At 64.0% G+C, this 21,565-nt stretch carries 19 protein-coding genes and 1 pseudogene; 11 read left to right on the top strand and 9 right to left on the bottom strand.

Translation table 11 applies throughout. The features are described 5' to 3' along the window. From G3O00_RS26755 to G3O00_RS26745, 3 genes and pseudogenes are all read left to right on the top strand, one after another. Positions 1–254, top strand: a pseudogene (locus G3O00_RS26755) (SDR family oxidoreductase); the annotation flags it as partial. Between the two features lie 129 nt (positions 255–383). Next, a complete protein-coding gene (locus G3O00_RS26750; protein ID WP_011356755.1) occupies positions 384–1,601 on the top strand; it encodes a patatin-like phospholipase family protein in 1,218 nt (405 codons plus the stop codon). A 60-nt stretch (positions 1,602–1,661) separates the two neighbouring features. Further along, on the top strand, positions 1,662–2,126 hold the full coding sequence (locus G3O00_RS26745; protein ID WP_206144819.1) for a hypothetical protein: 465 nt from the start codon (positions 1,662–1,664) through the stop codon (positions 2,124–2,126). Between the two features lie 73 nt (positions 2,127–2,199). Here the strand turns inward: G3O00_RS26745 and G3O00_RS26740 are convergent, their stop codons facing one another. Next, complete coding sequence (locus G3O00_RS26740) at positions 2,200–3,084, bottom strand: LysR family transcriptional regulator (protein WP_206144818.1); 885 nt, start codon at positions 3,082–3,084, stop codon at positions 2,200–2,202. Between the two features lie 120 nt (positions 3,085–3,204). Between G3O00_RS26740 and argC the strand changes: the two genes are divergently transcribed. Then, a complete protein-coding gene (gene argC, locus G3O00_RS26735) occupies positions 3,205–4,152 on the top strand; it encodes an N-acetyl-gamma-glutamyl-phosphate reductase (RefSeq protein ID WP_206144817.1) in 948 nt (315 codons plus the stop codon). Between the two features lie 160 nt (positions 4,153–4,312). Here the strand turns inward: argC and G3O00_RS26730 are convergent, their stop codons facing one another. After that, a complete protein-coding gene (locus G3O00_RS26730; protein ID WP_174929725.1) occupies positions 4,313–5,236 on the bottom strand; it encodes a LysR substrate-binding domain-containing protein in 924 nt (307 codons plus the stop codon). Between the two features lie 117 nt (positions 5,237–5,353). On the opposite strand from G3O00_RS26730, the gene G3O00_RS26725 reads away from it, so the two are divergent. After that, positions 5,354–6,439: a tartrate dehydrogenase gene (locus G3O00_RS26725; RefSeq protein WP_206144816.1), complete on the top strand. Its 1,086-nt coding sequence runs from the start codon at positions 5,354–5,356 to the stop codon at positions 6,437–6,439. A 551-nt stretch (positions 6,440–6,990) separates the two neighbouring features. Here the strand turns inward: G3O00_RS26725 and G3O00_RS26720 are convergent. After that, on the bottom strand, positions 6,991–7,470 hold the full coding sequence (locus G3O00_RS26720) for a nuclear transport factor 2 family protein (protein ID WP_206144815.1): 480 nt from the start codon (positions 7,468–7,470) through the stop codon (positions 6,991–6,993). Positions 7,471–7,533: 63 nt separating this feature from the next. Beyond that, positions 7,534–8,139: a TetR/AcrR family transcriptional regulator gene (locus tag G3O00_RS26715; protein ID WP_206144814.1), complete on the bottom strand. Its 606-nt coding sequence runs from the start codon at positions 8,137–8,139 to the stop codon at positions 7,534–7,536. Positions 8,140–8,321: 182 nt separating this feature from the next. Here G3O00_RS26715 and G3O00_RS26710 point away from each other — a divergent pair, with 182 nt between their 5' ends. Continuing rightward, positions 8,322–8,960 carry a GNAT family N-acetyltransferase gene (locus G3O00_RS26710; protein ID WP_206144813.1) on the top strand — a complete coding sequence of 213 codons (639 nt, stop codon included), beginning with the start codon at positions 8,322–8,324 and terminating at the stop codon, positions 8,958–8,960. Then, positions 8,957–9,373, top strand: coding sequence for a hypothetical protein (locus G3O00_RS26705; protein ID WP_174929721.1), 417 nt, complete (start codon positions 8,957–8,959; stop codon positions 9,371–9,373). Before G3O00_RS26710 ends, G3O00_RS26705 begins: the two co-directional genes overlap by 4 nt. A 393-nt stretch (positions 9,374–9,766) precedes the next feature. On the opposite strand, the gene tdh is transcribed toward G3O00_RS26705, so the two are convergent. Next, positions 9,767–10,795 carry an L-threonine 3-dehydrogenase gene (tdh, locus tag G3O00_RS26700; RefSeq protein ID WP_011356765.1) on the bottom strand — a complete coding sequence of 343 codons (1,029 nt, stop codon included), beginning with the start codon at positions 10,793–10,795 and terminating at the stop codon, positions 9,767–9,769. A 13-nt stretch (positions 10,796–10,808) separates the two neighbouring features. Next, positions 10,809–12,008: a glycine C-acetyltransferase gene (locus G3O00_RS26695; RefSeq protein ID WP_206144812.1), complete on the bottom strand. Its 1,200-nt coding sequence runs from the start codon at positions 12,006–12,008 to the stop codon at positions 10,809–10,811. 161 nt (positions 12,009–12,169) lie between these two features. Here G3O00_RS26695 and G3O00_RS26690 point away from each other — a divergent pair, with 161 nt between their 5' ends. From G3O00_RS26690 to G3O00_RS26680, 3 genes are all read left to right on the top strand, one after another. Then, positions 12,170–12,781, top strand: a complete 612-nt coding sequence (locus G3O00_RS26690; RefSeq protein ID WP_011356767.1) for an XRE family transcriptional regulator — start codon at positions 12,170–12,172, stop codon at positions 12,779–12,781. A 148-nt stretch (positions 12,782–12,929) separates the two neighbouring features. Continuing rightward, entirely contained in the window at positions 12,930–13,310 is a 381-nt protein-coding gene (locus G3O00_RS26685; protein WP_206144811.1) for a DUF2471 family protein, read from the top strand. A gap of 102 nt (positions 13,311–13,412) precedes the next feature. Continuing rightward, entirely contained in the window at positions 13,413–14,432 is a 1,020-nt protein-coding gene (locus G3O00_RS26680; RefSeq protein WP_011353617.1) for a tyrosine-type recombinase/integrase, read from the top strand. A 136-nt stretch (positions 14,433–14,568) separates the two neighbouring features. On the opposite strand, the gene G3O00_RS26675 is transcribed toward G3O00_RS26680, so the two are convergent. Then, a complete protein-coding gene (locus G3O00_RS26675; protein WP_206144821.1) occupies positions 14,569–15,750 on the bottom strand; it encodes a DNA-binding protein in 1,182 nt (393 codons plus the stop codon). Between the two features lie 1,821 nt (positions 15,751–17,571). Between G3O00_RS26675 and G3O00_RS26670 the strand changes: the two genes are divergently transcribed. Continuing rightward, positions 17,572–18,939, top strand: a complete 1,368-nt coding sequence (locus G3O00_RS26670; protein WP_011353619.1) for a replication initiation protein — start codon at positions 17,572–17,574, stop codon at positions 18,937–18,939. A 90-nt stretch (positions 18,940–19,029) separates the two neighbouring features. On the opposite strand, the gene G3O00_RS26665 is transcribed toward G3O00_RS26670, so the two are convergent. Both G3O00_RS26665 and parA read right to left on the bottom strand, forming a co-directional pair. After that, positions 19,030–20,091 (bottom strand): ParB/RepB/Spo0J family partition protein, encoded by a 1,062-nt coding sequence (locus tag G3O00_RS26665; RefSeq protein WP_206144810.1) that lies wholly within the window; start codon positions 20,089–20,091, stop codon positions 19,030–19,032. A 23-nt stretch (positions 20,092–20,114) separates the two neighbouring features. Further along, positions 20,115–20,777: a ParA family partition ATPase gene (gene parA, locus G3O00_RS26660; RefSeq protein ID WP_011353621.1), complete on the bottom strand. Its 663-nt coding sequence runs from the start codon at positions 20,775–20,777 to the stop codon at positions 20,115–20,117. Between the last annotated feature and the right edge of the window lie 788 nt (positions 20,778–21,565).

The following is a 21,565-nucleotide window of genomic DNA, read 5'->3' as shown; positions in this document are numbered from 1 at the left end:
ACGTGCGCTCGCACGTCGTGTGTCCGGGCTTCGTGCGCACGCCGCTGGTCGACAAGCAGATTCCGGAGCAGGCGAAGGAGCTCGGCATCAGCGAAGAGGAAGTGGTGAAGAAGGTGATGCTCGGCAATACGGTCGACGGCGTGTTCACGACCGTCCAGGACGTCGCGCAGACGGTGCTGTTCCTGTCGGCCTTCCCGAGCGCTGCGCTCACGGGCCAGTCGTTCATCGTCAGCCACGGCTGGTTCATGCAGTAACGTCCCCGCCTCCCTGAAGGGAGGCGATTCCCGCATCACCGCCTATTCTCACTACTCACGATGGCGTGCCGTCCGTCGACGTCGCGCCATCCGTCTCCGCCATGAATGGCGGGATATCTCGGAGAACTGATGAAACCGCACGCCCGAACAGAAAAACAGGCCGTCGATGCGGCAGACCTGCATCACGAGGTCGGCGCACCGGCCGCCGCGCGCACGCTGCCGTACGAGACGATCGCGCTCGTGCTGCAAGGCGGCGGTGCGCTCGGCGCGTACCAGGCCGGCGTGTTCGAAGGGCTGCACGAGGCAGGCATTCCGCTCGACTGGATCGCGGGCATCTCGATCGGTGCGCTCAACACCGCGCTGATCGCGGGCAATGCGCCCGAGCATCGTGTCGAGCGGCTGCGCGAGTTCTGGGAAACGATCTGCAAGCCGGCGTTCTTCCCGACGGTTCCGGCCGCATTCGAATTCGCGCTGTTCAACAGCATCGACCAGATCCGCACGTTCTTCACCGCGTCGCAGGCCGCGAGCGCGATGATGCAGGGCCAGCAGGGCTTCTTCGTGCCGCGCTTTCCGCCGCCGGTACCGGGCGTATCCGATCATCCGGAGAAGATCAGCTGGTACGACACGTCGCAACTGCGCGCGACGCTGCTGAAGCTGTGCGATTTCGACCGGATCAACTCGGGCGAGACGCGCGTGTCGGTCGGCGCGGTCAACGTCGGCACCGGCAACTTCGTGTACTTCGACAACACGCGCACCCGCCTCGCGCCCGAGCATTTCATGGCGTCCGGCGCGCTGCCGCCCGCGTTCCCGCCGGTCGAGATCGACGGCGAGTACTACTGGGACGGCGGTGTGGTGTCGAATACGCCGCTGATGGAAGTGCTCCGCGCCCGGCCGCGCCGCGACACGCTCGCGTTCCAGGTCGATCTGTGGAGCGCGCGCGGGCCGCTGCCGCGCTCGATGGCCGACGTCGCCGAGCGCACGAAGGACGTGCAGTATTCGAGCCGCACGCGTTTCGTCACCGACACGCTGCAGCGCGAACAGCGCTACCGCAACGTGCTGCGCCACGTGCTCGACCAGGTGCCGGAAGAGCAGCGCAAGGCGGATCCGTGGTGCGTCGAGGCCGATGCGATGTCGTGCAGCAAGAAGTACAACATCCAGCACCTGATCTATCAGCAGAAGGCGTACGAGCATCACTACAAGGACTATCAGTTCGGTCTGTCGACGATGCGCGACCACTGGTCCGCGGGTCTCGACGACATCCGCAAGACGCTCGCAGTCAAGGACGGCCTCGCGCTGCCCAACAACGACTCGGGCTTCGTGACGCACGACATTCACCGCAAACGGTAATGCCGTGTGCGACGGATCGGCGCGATGCATGCGCCGGTCCGTCTTCTTTCCCGATTCGCCATGCCGATCTTCATCGCACTCTTCGCGCTCATCGCTCTCGGATGGGGCGCGGTTCACCTGTTTCACGTCATCGCCGCGCAGTTCGGCCAGCCGGTTGCCATCGCGGCCGCCGTGCTCGCCGCCGCGATCCTGATCGCGCTGATCGCGTGGTGGATCAAGCGCCGCCGCGACATCGCACCGAATACGAAGGAAGAAGGCTGGACCCACGTCGTGCATCGCGCGTGGGGCGAGCTGCGTGTATCCGCGACGCAGGGGCTGCTTTGGCTGTCGCACGACGGCGCGGACGGCCGCTATACGCTGTCGCAACTCGACGGCTGTCAGGCCGCGCCGATCGGCGGCCGCTGGCATCTCGTCGTGCACGTGCGCGATGCCGTGCGCGGCGAGTGGAAGCTGCCGATGATGGACAAGCGCGATGCACAACGCTGGGCGCGCGTGCTGACGCTCGCGAAGGACAACCGGCTTTAAGGCGTCATGCCGTGGATGCAGATGCGGCCGGCACGAACGAACAGCCGCAATGCCGTTCCCGCATGCCGGCGCGCTATCGCGCCTTCAGCGCCCACAACGCATCGAGCACGTGCTGTGTCGCACGTTCGACCGCCCCCGCCCGATGCGCGATACCCAGTTCCCGCCACAACGCCGGGCGCAACGCCCGCATGACGATGCGTGCGTCGGATAGCGGGGCACCCGCCTCGTGCGGCAGCAGCGTCGCGCCGTAACCCGCAGCGACCAGGCTCTTGATCGCATCGTTGTAGTTGAGTTCGATCCGTGGTTCCGGCCGGTGGCCGCCGAGCGCGAACCATTCCGTCGTGAGCCGCGACAGGCGCGTGGTCGCATCGTTGAGTATCAGCGGGCGGGCAGCCAGATAGCCGGGCGTGACGCGCGCCGGGAGCGGCCAGTCCGCCGGCAGAAACGCCATCACCGGATCGCGCCGCCACGCGCGGATCGACAATCCCGCGACCGCCGTCTGCGGCAGCGCCACCAGTCCGATATCGAGCGTGCCCTGCGCAATGCGCGCCAGCGTGTCGTGCGACGTAAGCACCGCGATCTGGACATCGATGTCCGGATGCTGCTCGCGCAACCGGGCCACCGCCTGCGGCAGCAGGTGCGCGATCGCGCCGGTCGATGCGCCGAGGCGTACGCGCCCGGTCAACCCCTGCACTTGCCGCTGCACATCGTCCAGCGTGGATTCGACCTCGGCCAGCAGACGCCGCGCCCGTTCCACCAGCACTTCGCCGATGGGCGACGGCCGCACGTTGCCGCGCGTGCGGGACAGCAACGGTGCGCCGATGCGGCTTTCCAGTTCGGCAATGTGAAGACTGACGGTCGGCGGCGCGAGATGAAGCCATTGCGCCGCCGCGACAAAGGACCCGTGGTCCGCGATGGCGACCAGCGTGCGCAGGCGGTCCAGGCTGATCTCGCGCATTCCCCACCTCTCGTTCAAGAAAACTGAATCTGGCAGTCAGTAAATTCAACTTTTCCTATTCTAGGCGTTCGGCGGACGATACGACTTTCCCGACGACCGAACCGAAGGAACGCGACTACCATGAGCCAGCCCACTGTCTACATCGACGGCGATCAAGGCACGACCGGATTGCTGATCCACGAACGCCTGCGCGGGCGTATCGACCTGCAGCTCGTCACGCTGCCGGACGCCGAGCGCAAGGATCCCGTGCGGCGCGCCGAAGCGATCAACGCAGCCGACATCGCGATCCTGTGCCTGCCCGACCCGGCCGCGCGCGAAGCGGTCGGCTTCATCCGGAATCCGGCGGTACGCGTGATCGACGCGAGTTCGGCCCATCGCACGCAGCCGGATTGGGTCTACGGCTTTCCCGAGATGGCGAACGGGCACGCGCAGACGATTGCGCACGCGCGGCGTGTCACCAATCCGGGCTGCTACCCGACCGGCGCGATCGCGCTGCTGCGCCCCCTGCAACAGGCCGGCCTGCTGCCGCGCGACTACCCGGTGAGCATCCATGCCGTCTCCGGATACTCCGGCGGCGGACGGGCCGCCGTCGACGCATTCGAGTCGGGCGACGCTTCGCAAGCGAAACCGCTACAGGTCTACGGGCTCGCACTCGCGCACAAGCATGTGCCCGAAATCCAGCTGCATGCCGGTCTGACGAATCGCCCGATGTTCGTGCCGGCCTACGGTGCCTATCGGCAAGGCATCGTGCTCACCGTACCGATCGAGCTTCGCCTGCTTCCTGCCGGTGTGACCGGTGAGCAGCTGCATGCGTGTCTCGCGCACCATTACGCCGACGCGCGTCACGTCCACGTCACGCCGCTCGCGGACACGCAAGCGATCACGCATCTCGATCCGCAAGCGCTGAACGGCACCAACGACCTGCAGCTCGGCGTGTTCGTCAATGCCGAGCACGGCCAGGTGCTGCTGTCGGCCGTGTTCGACAATCTCGGCAAAGGGGCATCGGGCGCGGCCGTACAGAATCTCGACCTGATGCTCGGTGCGGCAGACGTGGCGAAAGCGGCATAAGGCGCGTGCGAGCGCCATCGTCGGCCGGCCCTGCTCACCGCGGCCGCGAATGCGTCGATGCGAGGTGGACGCTACCGGCTCGCGACGCGATTGCGAGCCGGAAACAGGTGCCTGCCGACGTTCCGCACAGCCCCCCGTAAAAGCTCACCTTTAGCCGGTTTCAGGCCGTTTCGTCACGCGCCGCGACATTCAAACCGGCCAGCGTCTCCACCAGAAAATCCACGCACACGCGCACTTTCGCCGACGCCGCGACGCGCTCGGGATACACAGCCCAGATGTTCGCGGGCTGGATGGCGTCCGGCAGCACGCGACACAGTGCGCCGCGTTCGATCAGCGGCGCGGCTTCCCAGATCGAGCGCAACACGATTCCGCGCCCGGCCAGTGCCCACTGCACCGCCACTTCTCCATGGTTCGTCGACAACGCGCCGCCGACCTTCACCGTTGCCGTTTCGCCGCGCACGTTCAGCCGCCAGACACCGAACGGGTGATCGCGCTCCTTGATGGCCAGACAGTCGTGCGACGCGAGATCCGCGAGCGAACGCGGCGTGCCGCGCCGTGCGAGATAGTCGGGCGATGCACACAGCACGCGGTAGTTCGCGGCGAGGCGGCGCGCGATCAGGTGATCGGCGATCTCGTCGCCGATGCGCACGTCGAGGTCGTAGCCTTCGCCCGCGACATCGACGAGCCGGTCGAACAGATCGAGCCGCACATTCAGCTGCGGAAAGCGCGCGGTGAAGTCGAGCAGGGCCGGCGCGACGATGTGCCGGCCGAAGCCGAAGCTGCTCGAAATGCGCAGCGTGCCGCGCGGTACCGTGCGCGTGGTCGATACGTCCTCGACGAGATGATCGACGTCGTCGAGGATCTTCTCGGCGCGCGCGTACACGCGCTCGCCGGCTTCCGTGACCGTCACGCGGCGCGTCGAACGATGCAGCAGCCGCGTGCCGAGCTGCGCCTCGAGCAACGCGATGCGCTTGCTGACATAGGCGGGCGATACCGCGAGCTGCTCCGCGGCCGCGCTGAAGCTGGTCAGGCGGACGACCAGGCTGAACACGCGCAGGTCGTCGAGATTCGGCGATTTGTTCACGATTCGTGGAAAGTCGATTAACCTTTCGTGCGATTTTAATCCGGATGGAAATAAATAGAATGGCGTGACGTGCCGCTGCCTCTCCCCGCGGCCGGCCTACCCGCCAAGGAGCTTTGCATGACCGACAGGACCTACAAGATTGCCGTGATCCCCGGCGACGGAATCGGCCGTGAAGTGATGCCCGAGGGCCTGCGCGCACTCGATGCCGTGACCGCGCGCTTCGGCGTCCGCTTCGACTTCGTCCGGATCGACTGGGCAAGCTGTGACTACTACGCGCAGCACGGCAAGATGATGCCGGACGACTGGAAGGCGCAACTGTCGGGCATGGACGCGATCCTGTTCGGCGCGGTCGGCTGGCCCGCGACGGTGCCCGATCACATTTCGCTGTGGGGCTCGCTGCTGAAATTCCGCCGCGAATTCGACCAGTACATCAACCTGCGGCCCGCGCGCCTGTTCGACGGCGTGCCGTCGCCGCTCGCCGGCCGCCGCGCGGGCGACATCGACTTCATGATCGTGCGCGAGAACACCGAGGGCGAATATTCGTCGGTCGGCGGCACGATGTTCGAAGGCACCGAGCGCGAGATCGTGATGCAGCAGTCGATCTTCACGCGTCACGGCACCGAACGCGTGCTGAAATTCGCGTTCGACCTCGCGCAGCGGCGCGCGAAGCGCCTCACCGTCGCGACGAAGAGCAACGGCATCGCGATCAGCATGCCGTGGTGGGACGCGCGTGCGGCCGAGATGGCCGAACGCTATCCCGACATCGCCGTCGACAAGCAGCACATCGACATCCTGTGTGCGCGTTTCGTGCTGCAGCCGGACCGCTTCGACGTCGTCGTCGCGTCTAACCTGTTCGGCGACATCCTGTCGGATCTCGGGCCGGCCTGTACGGGCACGATCGGCATCGCGCCGTCGGCGAACCTGAACCCCGACCGCACGTTTCCGTCGCTGTTCGAACCCGTGCACGGCTCCGCGCCCGACATCGCGGGGCAATTCATCGCGAATCCGGTCGCGATGATCTGGTCCGCGGCCTTGATGCTCGACTTCCTCGGCAACGGCGCGGGCCGCGAACGCGAAGCGCATGATGCAATCGTCGCCGCGATCGAGGACGTGCTGCGCACGGGGCCGCATACGCGCGATCTCGGCGGCAACGCGGGGACGCAGGAAGTGGGTGAGGCGATCGCCGCGCGAATCGCAGGCTGATGATCACGCCCGGCGCGTTCGTACGCGCCGGGTAGTGGTGGCACGAATCCGCGTGCGGTGAGCGGTGTGCGGTGTGCGGTGAGCGGTGTGCGGTGAGCGGTGTGCGGTGAGCGGTGAGCAACACGTAATGTGTTTGCGCACTCGTGTGAATGCCGATGCCTGTCTGATGAAGTTGAGCGGTGAGCAACGTCACACCGCAACGCGCACGGCTCGCGCTATCCGTCTTCGACGTCGACCCGATCGGTGAGTTGCACACCGCGCGCGTGCACACCGATCGCCAATCCACTCTCAGCCCTGTGCGATCGGTGAGATGCATCAGGCGGTGAAGCACACCGTTGCATGCCCGCCCGGGCATCACGCGATGCCGATGTGTTGTACGGGCCGGTCCGCGTTGCCCGGCACGATGCCCCGTCGAACGGCTCACGGCACACAGTCCGACGCGACATTTCACCTCGTCCCGAAAAATCTCACCTTCGACGCATCGACTCCCGAATTTCCTCACCGTTGAAGCCCGGTGACATGTTCGTCGATCCGTCGAGTCGACGCGGGCGTCACAGCCCGAGGTCGGACAGCCCCGGATGATCGTCCGGACGACGGCCAAGCGGCCAGTGATAGAGACGATCCTGCTCGCGAATCGGCAAGTCGTTGATGCTCGCGTGACGATGTGCCATCAGGCCGTTTTCGTCGAACTCCCAGTTTTCGTTGCCGTACGAACGGAACCAGTTGCCGGCGTCGTCATGCCATTCGTATGCGAAGCGCACCGCGATGCGATTGCCGTCGAACGCCCACAGCTCCTTGATCAGCCGGTAGTCGAGCTCGCGCGTCCACTTGCGCTGCAGCAGCCCGACGATCTCGTCGCGGCCGGTCACGAATTCCGCACGGTTGCGCCATTGGCTTTGCTGCGTATAGGCGAGCGACACGCGCTGCGGGTCGCGCGTGTTCCACCCGTCCTCGGCGGCGCGCACCTTCTGGCGTGCCGTTTCAAGCGTGAAGGGCGGAACGGGCGGACGGACTTCGGGGGATGCGGACATGGATTGCTCCTGTTCAGGTTCTGGCCACGGACAATCGCGGCCGGTTCGGATTCGCTGCTTCGACTAGCGGGACACCGCGTCGAGCAGCAGTTCGGCCGTTGCGCGCGCATCGCGCGCAGCGTTTGCATCACCGCTGACGAGCGCCACACCGATTGCGCCGTCGATCAGCACGAGCCACTGGCGCGCCAGGCGCGCGAGCCCGCGGCGCTCGATGCCGGTTTCGTCGGCATACGCATCGAACCGCTCGCGTACGAATGCCAGCAGGCGTGCCTTGTGCTCACGCGCGACGACGCGCACGGGGTCATCCGCGTCGGGAATCTCACCCGATGCGTTCAGGAACGCACAGCCGTGGAAGTCGTGCTGCCCGAACCAGTCGCGCAGCACGTCGAACATGCCGAGCAACTGCACGCGCGGCGCCTTGCCGCGCGCCAGCGTTGCATCGACGAACCAGCGCATCCAGCGCTCGTCGCGACGTTCGAGCGCAGCCACGACCAGCGCCTCTTTCGATTCGAAATGCGAATAAAAGCTCTTTCGGGCCGCGCCGGATCGTTTGACGATCGCATCGACGCCGGTTGCGTGGATGCCGCCCGAATAGATCAGCGCTTCGGCTGCATCGAGCAGCCGGTCGCGAACGCCCGGTTCGCCGGAGGAGTCGTGAGGTGTGTTCATGGGTTTACGGTAGAACGATCGTTCTCCACCGTCAACACCCGCATGGAAAAGCCCTGTCGGCGAGAGGGCTGAATCGCGGCCGGGCCACGCGACGCGGTCCGGCGCGTTTACGACATTTTTTCTTGAAGCGGACGCGCGACGCTCACTACACTTCGGTCACCCTGTCTGGGCGAAAGGACATCATGCAGCGACCGGAATCCGCGCGCCCCGCGCGCGCCTATGCGGCTTATGCGAAGCGGCTCGACGGCCGCGTCGTCGTACGGCGCTTCGACCCGCGCAACGATTCGTACGACACGTTGACCGCGCTGCTGCATCGCGCGTTCGCGCCGCTCGGCGCATTGGGCTTCAACTGCCCGGGCGTCGATCAGCCGGCCTCGGCGACACGCGAACGCGTGCTCACCGGCGAGTGCTTCGTCGCGCTCGGCAATGCACACCTGGTCGCGACGATGACGATGCGTTCGCACGATCCCGATTCGCGCTGCGATCCGTACCGCAGCCGGCACGTGGCGACGCTCGGCCAACTGGCCGTCGATCCCGTCTGGCAGGATCGCGGCATCGGCCGTTCGCTGCTCGCGTTCGCGCAACGGCGGGCCGCTGCGCGCGGCTCGACGCACCTCGCACTCGACGCACCGTATGCGGCGATCCGGCTCATCGAGTTCTATCGCCGCGAAGGATTTCAACCGGTCGACGTGATGCGCTTTCCGGGACACAACTACGACAGCACGATCCTGTGCAAAGCCGTCGGCGTCGCGAACGGTCGCATCGTTGCCGGCGACACGATGCAGTTCGACGTCACGCGCCAAGTCGGTGCCGCTTCATGAAACACGATATGCCGAAGCGCGATGGCGGAGACGATCACACCCGGCTCGACATCCGGCAGGCACGCGTGCGCGCGGCGCGGCGACTGCGCGGTGTGTTGAAGCTGACGATTCTCACGATCGCGGTTGCCCAGGCGCTGGCGTTCGCGTTCGAAGGCCTGCTGGTCATGACCGGCTTCGCGCCGGATGCCGCGACGGTGCTGCTGTTCCGCTTCGTCACGTGCGCGCTCGTCAGCTTCTGGCTGCAGGCGGATGCGTTGCGCGCCTATCAACACGCGGCCCGACACGGGTTCGTCACCGTTCCCGGCGCGCATGGCGAGCCGGCCGACATCGCGCCGCAGTGCCCGAAGCGCTGGCTCGTCGTGTTGAGTCTTCAGCTCGACCCGCGAGGGTTGAATGGTGAACGGATCAAGTAGCGGTCTGCGCACCGATCGATGTCCATTGACGTCGATCGCATCGCGCATGAGTGAGTCGCAACGACACGTGAAGGCTCACGGTTGATGGCGCGGTTCGACACGCATCGCATGGGTGCGTCGCGAACGATCACGCGGCAAGCCACGAGGGAAGTGCCCGGAAGAGGGGGAGCAGGTGCCGAACGGCGTGATGGCGGGAAGCGAGGCGGCTGACGACAGGTGAAGTGAACGTGCGATTGCAGGTCACCGATGTGCGATCGCATCGCGATTCGGCGCGCAAACACAGCTCCCGAATAATCTCACCTTGAGCCCGGATTCGCGTGCTTCGACTCGAAAACGCAGACGTAAAACAAAAACGGGGCAGGCGGCAAACACGCCGCACCGCCCCTTCGGCACTCAGGCCGTCCAGTCGAGAATCACCTTGCCGCTTTCACCCGACAACATCGCGGCGAATCCCTTCTCGTAATCGTCAGCCGCAAAGCGATGCGTGATGATCGGCGACAGGTCGAGGCCGCTCTGCAGCATCGCGACCATCTTGTACCAGGTCTCGAACATCTCGCGGCCGTAGATGCCCTTGATCTCGAGCCCCTTGAAGATCACCTGGTTCCAGTCGATCGCCGTCTGCGCGGGCGGAATGCCGAGCAACGCGACCTTGCCGCCGTGGTTCATCGCCTCGAGCATGCTCGTGAACGCGCTCGGCACGCCGGACATTTCGAGGCCGACGTCGAAGCCTTCGGTCATGTGCAGGTCGGACATCACGTCGCGCAGCGACTCGCGCGCGACGTTGACCGCGCGCGTCGCGCCCATCTTGCGCGCGAGTTCGAGCCGGTAATCGTTGATGTCGGTGATGACGACGTTGCGCGCGCCGACGTGTTTCGCGATCGCGACGGCCATGATGCCGATCGGGCCCGCGCCGGTGATCAGCACGTCTTCGCCGACGAGGTTGAACGACAGCGCCGTGTGCGTCGCGTTGCCGAACGGATCAAAGATCGACGCGAGATCGTCGGAGATCTCCGGCGGAATCTTGAACGCGTTGAACGCAGGAATCGCCAGATACTCGGCGAACGCGCCTTCGCGGTTCACGCCGACGCCGACCGTGTTGCGGCACAGATGCCGGCGCCCCGCGCGACAGTTGCGGCAGAAACCGCATGTGATGTGGCCTTCGCCGGACACGCGATCGCCGATCGCGAAGCCGCGCACTTCCTGCCCCATCTCGACGATCTCGCCGACGTATTCGTGACCGACGTGCATCGGCACGGGAATCGTCTTCTGCGCCCAGTCGTCCCACTTCCAGATATGGATGTCGGTGCCGCAGATCGCCGTGCGGCGGATCTTGATCAGCACGTCGTTGTGGCCGACTTCAGGACGCTTCACGCGCGTGAGCGTGAGGCCGGGGCCGCGTTCGAGCTTTGCCAGTGCTTTCATGATCGCGCCTCCGTCAAATGATGCCGAGCGACTTGCCGACGCGCACGAACGCGGCGACCGTCTGGTCGATCTGCTCGGGCGTATGCGCGGCGCTCATCTGCGTACGGATGCGCGCGCGACCGCGCGGCACGACGGGGAACGAGAAGCCGATCACGTAGACACCTTCGTCGAGCAGCTTGTCGGCCATGTTCGTCGCCAGCTGCGCGTCGCCGAGCATCACCGGAATGATCGGATGCGCACCCGGCACGAGCGTGAAGCCGGCTTCGGTCATCTGCTTGCGGAACCGCGCGCCGTTTTCGCGCACGCGCTCGCGCAGCTTCGCACCTTCTTCGCTGCCGAGCAGCTCCAGCACCTTCAGCGATGCCGCGGCGATGCTCGGCGTGAGCGTGTTCGAGAACAGATACGGGCGCGAGCGCTGGCGCAGCAGTTCGACGACCTCGCGACGCGCGGCGACATAGCCGCCCGATGCGCCGCCGAGCGCCTTGCCGAGCGTGCCCGTGATGATGTCGACGCGGCCTTCGACGCCGCAATGCTCGGGCGTGCCGCGGCCGTGCGTGCCGATGAAGCCGACCGCGTGCGAATCGTCGACCATCACGATCGCGCCGTAACGATCGGCGAGATCGCAGATGCCTTTGAGATCGGCGATGATGCCGTCCATCGAGAATACGCCGTCGGTCGCGATCAGCTTGTGGCGCGCGCCCGCTGCGTCGGCTTCCTTGAGCTTCGCCTCGAGGTCGGCCAGGTCGTTGTTTTTGTAGCGGAAGCGCTTCGCCTTGCAGAGGCGAACGCCGTCGATGATGCTCGCGTGGTTCAGCTCGTCGCTGATCACCGCGTCGTTCTCGTCGAGCAGCGTCTCGAACAGCCCGCCGTTCGCGTCGAAGCAGCTCGAATAGAGGATGCTGTCCTCGGTGCCGAGAAACGCGGCCAGCGCGCTTTCCAGTTGCTTATGCACGGTTTGCGTGCCGCAGATGAAGCGCACCGATGCCATGCCGAAGCCGTCCTGGTCGAGGCCGGCCTTCGCCGCGTCGATCAGGCGCGAATCGTTCGCCAGACCCAGATAGTTGTTCGCGCAGAAATTGAGCACGCCGGCACCACCGGCGAGCCGCACGTCCGCCGCCTGGGGACTCGCGATCTCGCGCTCGGTCTTGTAAAAACCGTCCGCGCGGATCTGGTCCAGCGTCCCGCGCACCTGGGCGAGAAAGGCATCACGCATCGCAAAGCTCCTGACAGGGTTTCGCATTCCGCAACGCGCCACTCGTGGCGGCGGCGCAACGGCCTGCTACTGTTATAGTCGGTCGTTCGGTTGACCGCATTTATCCGATATTCCGAACTAGAATTCGAAATATCGAACAACTCTAAGCGAACGGAATCCAAATGGCAAGTTCCTCCGGTTCGCGGCGCACACCTGCCAGCGCCGCACCGCAACCGCCGGCCGCAACGCCGCCGCGTGTCGGCGAGCAGATCCAGCGGCTGCGCAACGAACGCAAGCTGACACTCGACGACCTGTCGCGCGCGGCCGGCGTATCGAAATCGATGCTCTCCGAGATCGAACGCGACAAGGCCAACCCGACGATCGCCGTGGCGTGGCGGCTGACGAACGCGCTCGGCATCACGCTCGACGAGCTGTTCTCGCAGCCGAAGGCAGCCGAGACGATTCGCGTGGACGGCCCGCACGACATCCCGACGCTCGCCGGCCATGACGGTCGCTACCAGTTGCGCGTGTGGGGCCCGATCGACCTCGCCGGCAAGTTCGAGTGGTACGAGCTGACGCTGCCCGGCGGCGGCGCACTGATATCGAACGCCCACGAGCCCGGCACGCGCGAGCACCTCACCGTGCTGCAGGGCGCGATGGAAATCGAAGCCGCCGCAGCCAGCCGGCGCCTGAAGGTGGGCGACACCGCGCGCTACCCGGCCGATGAGCCGCACGCAATCCGCAATCCCGGCAAGGCCGAGGCGCGGGCACTGCTCATCGTGATACATCGCTGACGGCGCGGATAGCTGGCCAAAGGGCCAAAGGATCCATTGCAGGCCAGTTGCGGAAAACACTGTATGTTTGTACAGTATACGGACATTCCGCCATGCATGGGCCGGAGCCGGCGCACCGAGGCGCCCGCCCGGTCGACAGGAGCCTGCAATGACAGAAGAACAAGATTTGGCCGCGCTCAGCTTCAAGACTGCCGCGCACGACCTCGAGCTGATCGTCCGGCATATCGCCGGGCGCTACATCCACCAGCGCGTCCCGCTGACATGGCGCCTGCTGCACGCCATCGAGGCCGAGGCACTCGCCGATCTCGGCTTTGCCAGCCGGCACGAGGCCGGCATGCGTCAATTGTTCGAACGGCAGTTGGACATGACGTTTCCCGAAACGGACGATCCAATCGACTTCGGGCGCTCGAATGCGCTGCCCGCCGTTTTTTCGTTCGCGGTTCTCGCCTATGAAGCAGCGTCAACCGCGTCGAACGACACGGCGCCGCCCGCGCGCGTTCACCGCCCGTCCAAGGCATGGGGTGACTGACCCCCAGCCCGGGCCGCCGCGTATGGCGGGCTTGTCCAGCCTCTTGCTGCCCGAGACGTTGCGGAAAGGGCTACCATATACGCAACTAACGGAATAAATCACATGTCTCTTCCCGCCTCTCCCGACACCCCCGCACGCCCGGAAGAAACAGATCTGTTCGACCGCGGCGCATCCGACTGGATCGTCTCGCCAGAAGCCGCCTTCGATGCATGGCTCGCCATGCAGGACTATCGCCGCTCGTCGGCCGACGTCTACCGCGCGCAGTGGGGCGCGTTTCTCACATGGATGCGCGCACACCAGAAGAACCTGGCCACGGTCGATACCGCAACCATCGCGAATTTCGTCGGGGAGCTGCCGATCCGGAAAACCCAGCGAATGCGCTATTTGCGGCTGATCGAGCGCGTGCTCGACCACATCCGTCGCACCGAATACGCGTCGACCAACCCGGCCCGGTTCATTGCTCAGGATGGCGAAGCGAACTGGCGTAAGGCCCGCGACAACGAACCGACCGGTTTCCTCGCGCCCGCCGAGCGCGCGGCATTGCTCGCGTACCTGTTTTCGCCGATCGGCGTATCCGGTTCAGCCTACTGGAAAGAGCGGCGCGATCGCGCGCTCGTCGCTGCGTTTCTGGGTGCCGGCATTAAAACCGGCGAAGCTCGCGCACTTACGATTAGTTGCATCAATACGAGTGGAACGTCGCTGCAGATCGAGTCGACGCATCCGGATTTCGCACGCGAAACCCACCTCGCCTCGTTCGCTATCGCCCTGCTGGAAGCCTGGCTCACCGAGCGCAAGCGCCAGGACATTCCGGGGGAACTCGTGTTCCCGGCATCCCATGCCGGGCGGCCGATGCACAAGGCGACAATGCTGCGCGCGATCGACGCGATCGTCGAATCCGCCGGGCTCACGTCGTCGCGCACCGCGCGCGCGAGCCCGCAAACGCTGCGCAATACCTATGCGGCTGAACTGTTCGAACACGACGTGCCGCCCGAACGGGTCGGCAAATGGCTGGGCTTCATGCGGCCGATCTCGTCGAACCGGCTGCATCGCGCATGGAAGAACTGGCGTGACGGTTTGGCCGACAGCAACGGTGACGCGTCCGATAGCGACGAAACTCACTGATCACGAATTGGCTGCTCACGCGAAGCGATCCGTGAGCAGCCTTGTGTGGCGCAGCCTCACCGTTTCACAGCTCCCGAAAAACCTCACCTCAAGCGCCCCGGATCGTCTCACCTGTGCGGTGTCGCCGATCCTGGCGTCACGTGTGCGCAAAGCGCGCGACAGCTTCGAACCGGGACGGCCATGCGCCCGACGCGTGCTCGCACTCGGGGCAGGCCACTTCGAAACCTTCTTCGCTATGTGACAGTTCCGGCTCACCGTCGCAATGCGGACAATGGGCCGGCACCGGAATCTCCTGATCCAGCGAGGTGCCGATCGCGGCAAACGCCTCCGGATCCAGTTGCCCGGCATCGGCCAGGCGGCGGATCAGCGCGGCGATTTCCGGATTCATGCCGCGGCTCGCGCGCAACGAGCTCACATCGCGCGTCGCGCGTTCAAGTTCATCGCCCTGGCTGCGCAACTGTTCTTCGAGCCGGTCGGCACGCGCCTTGGCCGAACTCAGTTGCTGCAGGAAATCGAATTCCTTGCGCTGTACGTCGCGCAAACCGCTCTGATAGGTCGACGCCATGCTGCGCAACGAATCCAGCTCGACCAGCATCGGCTTGACGCGGCGTTCGGCTTCGGCCACCGCGTCCTTGATTTGCTGCGCGTAGTGCTCGGTGCGCTGCTGCAGTTCGGCCTGTAGCGTATCGATGCGGTCGCGCAACGTCGCATTGTGCGTCTGCTCGGCTTCGACGCGGCCGGCGGCCGCGACCAGTTCCTTCTCCAGTCGGGCGACTGTGGTGAGCAACGTTGCTTCGCTTGCCGAACCGTGCGTCGTTTGCGACGCGAGCTGGACCTCGAGTTCGGTCACGCGAGCCTGCAGTTGCTCGTTTTTCGCTTCGCCACGCGCGAGCGCGCCTTCGAGCGTTTCCTGGCGGACGGTTGCGTCGCGCAACCGCTGTTCGGCATCGGCAACGCCTGCGCGAACCTGCTCGCGATCGCCATCCAGACTGTCCCGCGCGGCTTTCAACGCTTCTTCATAGAGTGCGCCGAGCAACGCACCGGCCTTTTCCTCGACAGCTTTCGGAATTGCGGCACCGTCGAGCCTGATCTTGGAGGCGGAACGGATGCGCTCCCAGAAATGGTCGATGTCTTTGGGGATATCGCTGGCGCTGCCGGTCTGGGTGAGATCACGGACGTTGGCAGCCGACGGCCTGATGCCAAGATCGAAGAACAACCGCTTGCACGCGTGCAGCGACAATTCCTGTCGTCGTGCACCGTTCGCGCGCAGCGATTCCAGTTCGTCCCGAATGGCGTGGCGGATTTCGTCGAGGGTCATCACTGTGCTCACAGACATTGAAGTGTGGCAATCATAACGAAATACGTATCTATTGATACTTGTTTCGGCTCGACGTTGTGAATTTACGTCGTTGTGCACAGAAATCGGGTCTGTGAGCCAATCCGGACGACTGTGGTCTCGGATTCCGTGAAACAAAGCGAAGAAAGTCTGCCAAGTCCTTGTCCCACAAGCATTTTCCTGCAGACCCCGAATTTGGGCATTTGTTTCACATGACCACGGATCCGATTGCCTGTGGGTGTTCAGGGGTTGGGGTGTCTGTGGAAAACTCGTCAGCCATTGTCTTGAGAGTATTAGAAGTAAACACCCTTGAACCCTTAGTTAAAAACGTTAACGCCACGGCACAGCCTTATGCTGCAAGGCTTTCCGGCCGACAAGGTGAAGTTTTACGGGAGCCAAGGTGATCTTCTGCGGGAGCTGACGTGATGGGGTTCAGGGAGCTGCGTGAGCCGTTGCGGGAAAGGTCGTGAGGGGATTCAGGATCACAGTGAAACACGAGATTTCCCAAAGGTGAGGTTTTTCGGGGCCTCACAGCCACAGAACCCGCGCTGTGCCTGACTGCACAGTTTTCTGCCTGTGCAGACATAGGTGAGAATTTGCGGGACCTTCTTTGCGCCCCGTTTCTGACCATCTTTTAGGCAGTTTTTCTGAAAGGTGAGGTTTCACGGGACTCCGCGGGCATTTAGTGTGAGGACTTCCGGGAAACGGACACCATTTTGCACAGCAAAAGCGCGCTTGGGGGCCTGTGAAGCCCTAAAGGTGAGGTTTTTCGGGAGGGAAATCCGGGTTTTCCTGCCCGGAATCCGCTGAGGTGAGATTTTTCGGGGCCCAGATCACAGACTGTGATTCCAGCGACAGGTGAGACTTTTCGGGAATGGAATTTGCCTGAAAAATGGTCAAAGGTGAGGCTTTTCGGGACCTGTGAGTGGCCGAATTCGACGAAAAGCCCGCCAGGACTGGAAGAAATCTCGTTTTTGCTGTGCCACTTTTTGGCACAGGTGAGATTTTTCGGGGGCTGACATGAGGTTGTCGTATGAAGGATTTCCGTCGAAAGGTGAGGCTTTTCGGGGGATGTCCGCGATGCACAGCCAAATGCCTTATGTGCATAAGTATCGGAAGACATTGGGATTTTTGATACCGAGGCAGTTACGGTGAGGCTTTTCGGGAGCCATTCCCTTGGCTGTGGGGGCACAGCGATTTTTCAGAAAGGTGAGCGTTTTCGGGAGGCTTGGGTAGCGAATCCCGTGCGTGACGGGCATTCGTCGATATCCGGACGAATGAACATACTGTGCTCGAGGTGAGTATTTTCGGGACCCGATACGATTTGTGCACTGTACAATGCGCGCCCGGGCCGACAAAGCAGGCCCAATCGGGTCGTGCAGACCGGTTTCGCAGGCGTCTTTCGGGATACCGGACTCGGTCCCGATCTCCCGGTGAGTCACGCCTGTACATGCATACAGGCCGATGGGGGCCGATCGGGAGGCGCGACGACGTGGGATCGCAACCCTGTGCCGAACGCACAGCCGCGCAGTCGTAAAATTACGACAAATCGAAAGGTGAGCCGATACGGGAGCACATTTCGCACGTGTCGCGCACAGGTGAAATTCTGTGAATCGGCGCATCCCGCAGCACGTCTGGACGAGTCCGGAACGCTGCAAATCCGGAGCGGTGAGGGTTTTCGGGAGCACCTGGGGTGAGTGCCGTTTTGCACGCGCGCTTCACCCGCTATGGTGAGCATGTCGTTCTGGACGCACTTCACCGCAGGCGCTATCCTTCCGGAAAACTTCTCCTCCGACCCGACGTATGGCCACGACGAAGCGCGCCAAGAAAACCGATGTGGATGTGGTGAGTGCCAGTTCAGCCGAATTGCGTAAGGCCGTCGAGGCGATCGCAATTCAGCCGAAGAGCGGCAAGATCACGCTCCTCACTCGCAAGCTGTTCAATGTCCTGCTGGCCGTAGCGCAGCAGGCCGACGACTCGGGCGATACGTATCGCGCGCTGTTGTCGGACATCGTTGCCAATTCCGCCTTCGATTCGAACGACACCGCACTGGTGAAGGAACACCTGCGCCGCATGGTGTCGGTGCAGGTCGAATGGAGCACGGGGACGTCGAGCCAGAAGCCGGGCCGCAAGTGGGGGATCTCGACGCTGATCGCCGACGCGGAAATTCTCGAGGATCCGGCAACCCGCCGCGTGTGGGTCGAATTCTCGTTCGCGCCGAAGATCAAGAAGAAGCTGCTCGACCCGGTGCAGTATGCGCGCCTGAGCCTGCAGTTCCAGAGCCAGCTGCGCAGCAGCGCCGGTCTCGCGCTGTACGAAATCTGCGTGCGTTACCTGACGAACCCGAGCCACCTGACGATGCGCGAGCCGTGGGAGTGGTGGCGGCCGATCCTGTCGGGCACGCCCGATACGGAAGCCGGCGACGAGGCAAAGCGCGAGTACAAGTACTTCAAGCGCGACTATCTGCGTCCCGCGATCGCGGAAGTCAATGCGGTCACCAACATCTTCGTCGAGCTGATCGAGCACCGTGAAGGGCGCCGGGTCGCGGAGATCCAGTTCCGCGTGACCGAACGCAAGCAGCCGATGCTCGCGCTCGACGAACACCCGAATGTGTTCGACAGCACGCTGGTCGACCGGATGGTGAAGCTCGGGATCCCGCTGAAGGAAGCGCAGACGCTCTACGCGGATAGTGAGGAGAACCGCATTCGTGCCGCGCTGCAGATGACCGAGCAGCGGATGCGCAGCACGACGTTGCCGCCGGTGCGCAGCGCGCCGGCGTTGTTCAAGGATGCGTTGAAGAAGGGTTATGCGCCGCCGGTCGAGTCGGTCGACGCGCTGCCTGCCGGCACGCCGTCCCCGAAGATTGCCGCGGCCCAGCCGGACGATCTGAAGGCTCGCCTGCTGAGCGAGTTCGCGGCGTTCCGCCGCAAGGAAGCGAAGGTGCTGTACGAAGAGCAGGGCGACGCGGAGCGCGAAGTGGCGCGCGAGTCGTTCGAATCGGAGGCGCTGCCGACGATGGGCACGCATCTGCGCGATGACTGGCGCAAGCGCGGCCTCGATTCCAAGCTGGCCGAGACGGCCTTTTTCGACTGGCTGGCCCAGAGGACCTGGGGCGAGCCGACGGACGGCGACCTGCTGTCGTTCACGCTGAACCAGTCGCGGGCCGCCTGAGGCCCGCTCAGGCCCGCTGACGGGCCGCCGCCGGCCCCGCCCTCGATTGGCGGGCCCGGCGTCCTCACCAGGCCCCGCCGGCCGTTTCCATCACTCCGACAACAGCATCCGCTCGAGCTGCTCGAGGATCGCGTCGCGCTTGTCCTTCGGGAGACCGCGCAGGCGCAATTCGATGCGATCTTCGCCATACGACTTCAGGTCGCCGACCGACTTGCCGCCGAGCTTGATCTCGAGACGCTGCGCATAGCGCTGACGGCCCGCGGCCTTCGGCGTTTCCTGCGCCGCGACGCGGCCCTTGACGATGTCCGACACCTGGCGCGTGCTGAGATCGTCCGACACGATCTTGTTGATCAGCCGCAGCGTGGCCTCGGTGCCGCGTGCGTTGTGATAACGGCCGACCTGATACGCCATGTTCGAACCGAAGCGATCAGGGCGCGCGACCATTTCCTGCATGATCGCTTCCGGCAGCTTGCCGATCGACAGCGCGACGGCCACCGTCGATTCGTCGAGGCCGAGATGCTCGGAGAGCTCCTTCTGGCTCTGGAAATGCTTGTCGTCGAGGAAGCGGCGCCACACGACGGCGTTGTCGAACACCGTCTGCGAATCGCGCTGGACGTTGAGATCGTAGCCGAGCTTGTAGCTCTGGATGCCGATCGGCACGTCGATCACGATCGCCTTGACCGATTCCTTGTTCGCTTCCTTCAGTGCCCGCACGCGGCGGCCGCCGTCGCTGACGAAATACGTGCCCGGGTTCTCGTAGTCCGGAATCACGTGGATCGCCTGCTGCTGCCCTTGCTTCGCCAGGTTGACCGCGAGTTCGGCAATCGACGACTTCAGATAGAAGTGCCGCGGATTGAACGGGCTATGCTTGATCGCCTTCAGCGTCAGCTCGATCACCTGCCCCGGCGCATAGCGGTTCTCGAGACGCCACGCGCGATATTGCGCCGATTCATCGATCGACGGATCAAGCGTGAGCTCGGGAGCGGGCGGCGGCGCGATGTCTTTCTTCGAGGATTTGGTCGGCGCCGGAGTGGGCGTCTCGGACTTGACGATGCCGTCGATCGCATTGAGTCGATCGAGCGCCGTGCGCTTCTCGCTCGTCGTGATATCCGGGCGCGCTTGGAATCCTTTGGCAAATTGGGAAGGTTTCATGTGACTCCTTTGTGCGCATAAAGTCAGGGCAGCATGGCGACGATTTCGTCGGCGCATGCGCGAATTTCTGCGGCAGCCAGCTTGCCGCCACGATCGTTCATCTGCAGCACGGTCTGACCGAGCGCCATTGCCTGCTTGTACGCCTCCCGGGTCGGGATCTGCGTTTTCAGCAACGGGAAGCCGAGCTCCTCGAGCGCGCGCTTGAGCTCGCGGGTCAGCATGCGCTTCTCTTCGGTCTTGTTCAGCAGGAAGACGGCGCGGAGGTCTTCGTTCATGACCTGCGCCTGCTGGATCAGCTTGACCAGCCCGACGCTCGACCAGTAATCGGCCGGCGACGACGACGTCGGGATCACGGCAATCGATGCCGCCAACAGGACCACGCCCGATACCTTCTCGGTGATCGACGGCGGGCAGTCCACGACGATGATGTCGTAGTCGTTGATGAACTTCTTGATCTCGCGATGGATCTGGCCATCGGCTTCGGCGAGGTTGACGACTGGAAACGGAATGCCGGTGTCGCTGTCGCCGGATGCGCTCGACCAGTGAACCAGTGTGTTTTGACGGTCTGCGTCGATGACGAGGACGCGCTTCCCTTTTTCATGGAACGCGGCACCGAGGTGCATGGCAATCGTGCTTTTGCCGACGCCACCTTTTTGTTGAGTGACTGCAATGATTTCCGCGGCCAATTTTCACTCCTATTTTGGTCGTTGGAATTCTACATGACGATATTTGGATTTCAATGAAATTGTCGTTCGACAACTACGCATTGGCCATTCGGGCTATCGGTTTATGCGCATAAACGAACCAGCGATGGTGGGTGGCGTGATTGGATGGTGTGGCGGATGCTTGAGACGTTGATGAGCAACCCGATGGCATCGCGTGTGGCGTCGTCGGCGTGAGTAGAGAGTTGCCGCGCGGACGCGTGCACTGCCCTTTTGTTCTATGGGGCAGCTTTGCCTGAGAGCCGGAGAGTTTGTGCGCATAAACTCCGCGGAAGCCAGGGCGCACGATGGTGCGACTTGCGCGTTACGTAACGCCTGACGGGACGGCCGGTGCTTCTGAGCGTGGGTTGTGAGTGGTACGCCCTGGCAGGGTATGCGGCGTCGAGGTGTGCCACTGAACCCTCGTACGTCGACACACCACGCTATCCGGACGCTACGTTTATGCGCATAAACCGCGAGCGATAGACAGCGAGTAACGAGGGATCACATCCCGACTGCGCCGGGATCCGGTGCGCGGCGGTCTACTTGCGAGGCAGCATACCGACGCAGCAATCACACCCAGCAGAGACTCACACCCAGCAGACTCACACCCAGCAGACTCACACCCAGCAGACTCACACCCAGCAGACTCACACCCACCACAACCCAACACACAAAACACAAACCCAGACCACAGCCCCACAAACAACAATCCCCCACCAACCACCCACCACGCACCACACCCACCAACCGCACACCCAACCAGCACCACA

Source organism: Burkholderia sp. Ac-20384 (assembly GCF_017104605.1).
Classification (GTDB): domain Bacteria; phylum Pseudomonadota; class Gammaproteobacteria; order Burkholderiales; family Burkholderiaceae; genus Burkholderia; species Burkholderia lata.
Note: the sequence above shows the minus strand (reverse complement) of the source record. Positions and strands in the feature narration are given on the sequence as shown.

What these genes read in the sequence shown, in the direction of transcription:
- G3O00_RS26750 (WP_011356755.1), top strand. Translation starts at nt 384, where the DNA reads ATGAAACCGCACGCCCGAACAGAAAAACAGGCCGTCGATGCGGCAGAC.
- G3O00_RS26745 (WP_206144819.1), top strand. Translation starts at nt 1,662, where the DNA reads ATGCCGATCTTCATCGCACTCTTCGCGCTCATCGCTCTCGGATGGGGC.
- G3O00_RS26740 (WP_206144818.1), bottom strand. Translation starts at nt 3,084, where the DNA reads ATGCGCGAGATCAGCCTGGACCGCCTGCGCACGCTGGTCGCCATCGCG.
- argC (WP_206144817.1), top strand. Translation starts at nt 3,205, where the DNA reads ATGAGCCAGCCCACTGTCTACATCGACGGCGATCAAGGCACGACCGGA.
- G3O00_RS26725 (WP_206144816.1), top strand. Translation starts at nt 5,354, where the DNA reads ATGACCGACAGGACCTACAAGATTGCCGTGATCCCCGGCGACGGAATC.
- G3O00_RS26720 (WP_206144815.1), bottom strand. Translation starts at nt 7,470, where the DNA reads ATGTCCGCATCCCCCGAAGTCCGTCCGCCCGTTCCGCCCTTCACGCTT.
- G3O00_RS26715 (WP_206144814.1), bottom strand. Translation starts at nt 8,139, where the DNA reads ATGAACACACCTCACGACTCCTCCGGCGAACCGGGCGTTCGCGACCGG.
- G3O00_RS26710 (WP_206144813.1), top strand. Translation starts at nt 8,322, where the DNA reads ATGCAGCGACCGGAATCCGCGCGCCCCGCGCGCGCCTATGCGGCTTAT.
- G3O00_RS26705 (WP_174929721.1), top strand. Translation starts at nt 8,957, where the DNA reads ATGAAACACGATATGCCGAAGCGCGATGGCGGAGACGATCACACCCGG.
- tdh (WP_011356765.1), bottom strand. Translation starts at nt 10,795, where the DNA reads ATGAAAGCACTGGCAAAGCTCGAACGCGGCCCCGGCCTCACGCTCACG.
- G3O00_RS26695 (WP_206144812.1), bottom strand. Translation starts at nt 12,008, where the DNA reads ATGCGTGATGCCTTTCTCGCCCAGGTGCGCGGGACGCTGGACCAGATC.
- G3O00_RS26690 (WP_011356767.1), top strand. Translation starts at nt 12,170, where the DNA reads ATGGCAAGTTCCTCCGGTTCGCGGCGCACACCTGCCAGCGCCGCACCG.
- G3O00_RS26685 (WP_206144811.1), top strand. Translation starts at nt 12,930, where the DNA reads ATGACAGAAGAACAAGATTTGGCCGCGCTCAGCTTCAAGACTGCCGCG.
- G3O00_RS26680 (WP_011353617.1), top strand. Translation starts at nt 13,413, where the DNA reads ATGTCTCTTCCCGCCTCTCCCGACACCCCCGCACGCCCGGAAGAAACA.
- G3O00_RS26675 (WP_206144821.1), bottom strand. Translation starts at nt 15,750, where the DNA reads ATGACCCTCGACGAAATCCGCCACGCCATTCGGGACGAACTGGAATCG.
- G3O00_RS26670 (WP_011353619.1), top strand. Translation starts at nt 17,572, where the DNA reads ATGGCCACGACGAAGCGCGCCAAGAAAACCGATGTGGATGTGGTGAGT.
- G3O00_RS26665 (WP_206144810.1), bottom strand. Translation starts at nt 20,091, where the DNA reads ATGAAACCTTCCCAATTTGCCAAAGGATTCCAAGCGCGCCCGGATATC.